This window comes from Psittacicella hinzii (genome assembly GCF_003585885.1).
Taxonomy (GTDB): Bacteria; Pseudomonadota; Gammaproteobacteria; order Enterobacterales; family Psittacicellaceae; genus Psittacicella.
Genome location: NZ_NRHC01000115.1, coordinates 1 through 3,897 on the forward strand (window position 1 = coordinate 1; position 3,897 = coordinate 3,897).

At 32.7% G+C, this 3,897-nt stretch carries 4 protein-coding genes; 1 reads left to right on the plus strand and 3 read right to left on the minus strand.

Going from position 1 to position 3,897, the window contains the following annotated elements; all coding sequences use genetic code 11:
* Nucleotides 1-10: 10 nt before the first annotated feature.
* Entirely contained in the window at nt 11-622 is a 612-nt protein-coding gene (locus CKF54_RS07240; protein ID WP_119525685.1) for a DNA adenine methylase, read from the minus strand.
* 604 nt (nt 623-1,226) lie between these two features.
* Between CKF54_RS07240 and CKF54_RS07245 the strand changes: the two genes are divergently transcribed.
* The gene (locus CKF54_RS07245; protein WP_119525686.1) at nt 1,227-1,664 is read left to right on the plus strand and encodes a DUF6693 family protein; all 438 of its coding nucleotides are present in this window, start codon (nt 1,227-1,229) and stop codon (nt 1,662-1,664) included.
* Nucleotides 1,665-1,987: 323 nt separating this feature from the next.
* On the opposite strand, the gene CKF54_RS07250 is transcribed toward CKF54_RS07245, so the two are convergent.
* Together CKF54_RS07250 and CKF54_RS07255 are read right to left on the minus strand one after the other, a co-directional pair.
* Complete coding sequence (locus CKF54_RS07250; protein WP_119525687.1) at nt 1,988-2,650, minus strand: hypothetical protein; 663 nt, start codon at nt 2,648-2,650, stop codon at nt 1,988-1,990.
* Between the two features lie 367 nt (nt 2,651-3,017).
* Nucleotides 3,018-3,464 (minus strand): DUF4440 domain-containing protein, encoded by a 447-nt coding sequence (locus tag CKF54_RS07255; protein WP_119525688.1) that lies wholly within the window; start codon nt 3,462-3,464, stop codon nt 3,018-3,020.
* Nucleotides 3,465-3,897 lie beyond the last annotated feature (433 nt).

A 3,897-nucleotide genomic window follows, 5' to 3' on the forward strand; every position in this document is an offset into this window, starting at 1 on the left:
TCGGGAATCCCTATTTAAAGCCTCTCTTGCCATCGTTGTAAGTACCAGTGGTTATTAAGTAAGGAGGATCACAATACACTAAATCTTCTCCATTTAACTCATCATAATTCAACTGCTCAAACGACAAGTTGAATAACTCCAGCTTCTCTTCTTGTAAACGATCAATAAAAGACAGCAAGTTCTTTTTCATAACAGGGTTAAAACTACTTCTCTCTCTACCAAAAGGTGCATTAAATTGATGTTTGTTGTTAAATCTGATTTGGTGGTTAAAAGAAAAAGCTACCAAAACAAACAAGTCCAGAGGCATTTTCTTGAGGTTATACTCCTCTCTTAACTTTAAGTATCCTTCTACATTAGTTAGAGAAAGATCTAGCTCCAAAATTCGATTTTCTATATAAGAGATAATCTCTTGTTTGTCATGTTCTTTGATAAACTTATACAAGTCAATCAAGTAAGTTAAGTTATCATTGAGGATAACTTTGGAAGCCTCAATATTTATCCCTACATTTCCTCCACCAGTAAATACATCGTAGAAAGTTCTGATGTTTTTAGGGAAAAGCGGGAGAATCTGCGGGAGTAACTTGTATTTGCCACCAGTATAGTTCAAAGGTGATTTAATCATAGTTGTTTTTACTCTAGAGGTAGTTTCTCCTATAGTTTCAACTATTGTTAGTTGTTACTATAGTTAATTGTTACTGCAGTTAGTTGTCACTGCAGTTAGTTGTTACTGCAATTGCAACTCTAACTTCTATTCAAATTTATCTTCTAGTTTTCAGCTATCTCTTCAGCTGACTATCCTGCTATTTCTTCAATCAAATTTACAGTCGTTTATCCTGCCATTTCTCCAGTCAAATTTCAAGTCGTTTATCCTGCCATTTCTTCAGTCAAATTTCAAGTCATTTCTCCAGTAGTTTCCCTAGCCAATTCGACAAAGTCGGCATGCAAATCGACTTACCCACTCTATTATACTTTACCTTAAAAATCAATTACTAATTAATAACGCATTTACAACGAATTTACCGAGAAACATCATACAATTATGTTATAATCGAATTAAATAGCATGCTTTTTATTGGCTCAAATTTGCAAAATAATTTGACCAGTAACCTCAAGCAAAGCAAAATACAGCAAAGCTAAGCTAAACTAAAAACTAAACAAACACTTTAAATTCCCAAGCTAAATCTCTCAAGCTTATCACTCTCTTTTTCTACTTTTAAGGAATGCTTATGAACACAACTAATCCAAATGGTCAAGGTACTGCGACTACAGCAACACCAACAGCTCCACATGCAACCACAGCAACTCCATTCAAAGATAGCAACATTAGCTTTCTTCAATATCGCTTAAAAAATGATCTTGGTATTGGCGAAATTATCCTAGCTATTATTGTTTGGGCTCTTCTAATTATTTTTACTTTGGGTATTGCTGCACTTTTCTTCCAGTACTACCAATACAAAAAAGTAATTAGCAACACTTACATTGTTGACAAAACTACGAACGTGCGTGTAGCGCGTTTACAATGTAATCTTGCACTTAACCAAATGATTGGTTACATTCTAATCTATTTTGTTTTAGGGATTTTAACTTTAGGGCTTGCGTTCTTAGTATTTGCTTATAAAGCACTAGCGCACGCTTTATCAGAAACTACAATTGTGTACGTTTAAAACGTGTCACTAATTTCTACAATTGGTGGGCTAATAATAACCACTAATCGTAGTACATAACAGTCAGTAGATGGCTGTAGACAGCTAAACTACAGTTAATTGCCATAGATACTGTCAACTGCAGTTAATTACAGTAAACTGTAGTAACAGCAATAAACTAGATTACAATAATTAAGGCATGGTTCATTTGAGCCATGCCTTAATTATTTGTCAATTATTACTCGACTACTAACAATCAACATTAGATTAGATGATTAACTAGCTTTGGATTAGCCGATTAACTAGCCTTAGATCAGCTTATTAATCTGCTTTAGATTAGCTTATTAACTAGCTTTGTTAAAAGCTTGAGTTTCATTCTTCTTGAAGTAGCTGTAAAGTAAATCTACATCTAAAGCTAAACCTTGTTCGCTATAGTTAAATGCTCCACCATTGTTTAAATAGTTCTCTAACCCAGCTCGTAGATAGTCAGCTTGTTCTTGAGTTAAAACTAATGGAGGCGCTGTAGTGTAATCTACTTCTGGATAGAAGTAAGCTACACTTTTTAGCATTACAAGATCAAAAGAAACAAAGTTAATTAGCAGTTGAGAAAGTAAACCATAATAACCTGACTCTGCTAATTGAGCAAAGAAGTCTTCACGTTCAGCTTGATCTAAACCACGTACTGATTGGTAAACATCATCAAGAATTAGTTTAATTGTATTTGCTAATTTAGTCGCCTCTGGACTTTCTTGATCAAATACTGGTAAGTAAGCATCGTCGATCATTGATTTGTTAGCAAAGTGTTTTGCTAACCAATAAACGAAGTTGTCTGGGTTACGTCTTTTTGAAGCTAAATCGTAGATTAAAGCACGAAGAATAACCTTAGCTTCACTGTCTTCTTTAATAAAAGGGAACTCTTGCTCAAGGCGAGAGTGAATATAACTACTTAAAGGATCACGTGATTGTTCTAAGTAGCCATTTGCAAGTAAATCTGCGCTAATAGCCATATATTATTTCCTCTTGTTTTTGAAGTATTTTACTATAAATAGCAAGTTAGTGAAACTAAATTTTATTGAGCGTAAGAGTAAAAGTAAAAGTAAAAGAGAAAGTGCAATTAAAAGTTAAAGCAAGAGTTAGATAAAAAATTGGCTTAAGAATTTTTGTAATTAAGTTGGATTAAGGATTTTTGTAATGAAGTTGAATTAAAGATTTTTGTAATGAAGTTGAATTAAAGATTTTTGTAATTAAGTTGAACTAAGGACTTTCTGCAATCAAGATTGAGTTACTTATCTCAATATAAAAAGCTCTACACCATGTGTAGAGCTTGGGTGTCAAGGGTAAAATAATTTACCTCAAACATTAATGCCTTATATTTTACACTAATTTTTTGATTGATGAGAAATCAAAATATCTTGGACGGATAAATGCCCAAGTTGAGTGGATAACTTTCCAATCATCTTCTTCTTTTTGGAAGATCTCAATCACGTTGTACTGCATGTTGATTAGATTGGTTTTAGAGAACAGTTGATAAGTTAAAATCGCAATATCTTGACCAAATTGCACACGAGGATCAACAAAATCATAGCTGTCAGCAAATAACTTACCGTGTACACTATCTAAGAACTTACAAATATCTTCGTAAGTATCAATTCTTTCAGTTGTGTTTGCGTCATAGTAACTAAAACTTTTTTGTGACCAAATTTCACGGTAACCAGAAGTATCACCTTTAAACCATAAGTCTAACGCATCTTTTTCTAATTTGATGATGTGATCAACAATTTTTTGTTGTTCTTCAGTGTAAGTAAATACTTTATCACTCATTCTCTTATCCTTAATATTACTTGGCTAACTTAATGCACTTACTTTTTACTAAATTCTCTTAGTCTTCTAAATGTACTTAGATTAATAAATACACCTAGCCTGCTAAACTCAATAAAAATTTAGCTAGTGAGAGCATTGCAAAAATCTAGATTTCTCTATTTTTTCTTTTCCATGATTTCCATTCTGTTCTTTCTCTAGAGATACCTAATTTCTTCATGGGGTTAAAAGATTTAGAGAACAAAGATCTTTGCAATAGTCTCAACTATGCAATTGCTAAAAAAATTGGAAGAAAAAGGTCTATTTAGTAGACCTTTTTCTTCCATTTGGTTAATTAACTTGTCAATTATTGACCGTTGTTAATTCTTACTAATTCAGAGTAGCTCATTGCTGTTTCTTTAACTTTCACTAAAGATTTGAATAATTCAGCAACTTT

What these genes read in the sequence shown, in the direction of transcription:
- CKF54_RS07255 (WP_119525688.1), bottom strand. Translation starts at nt 3,464, where the DNA reads ATGAGTGATAAAGTATTTACTTACACTGAAGAACAACAAAAAATTGTT.
- CKF54_RS07240 (WP_119525685.1), bottom strand. Translation starts at nt 622, where the DNA reads ATGATTAAATCACCTTTGAACTATACTGGTGGCAAATACAAGTTACTC.
- CKF54_RS07250 (WP_119525687.1), bottom strand. Translation starts at nt 2,650, where the DNA reads ATGGCTATTAGCGCAGATTTACTTGCAAATGGCTACTTAGAACAATCA.
- CKF54_RS07245 (WP_119525686.1), top strand. Translation starts at nt 1,227, where the DNA reads ATGAACACAACTAATCCAAATGGTCAAGGTACTGCGACTACAGCAACA.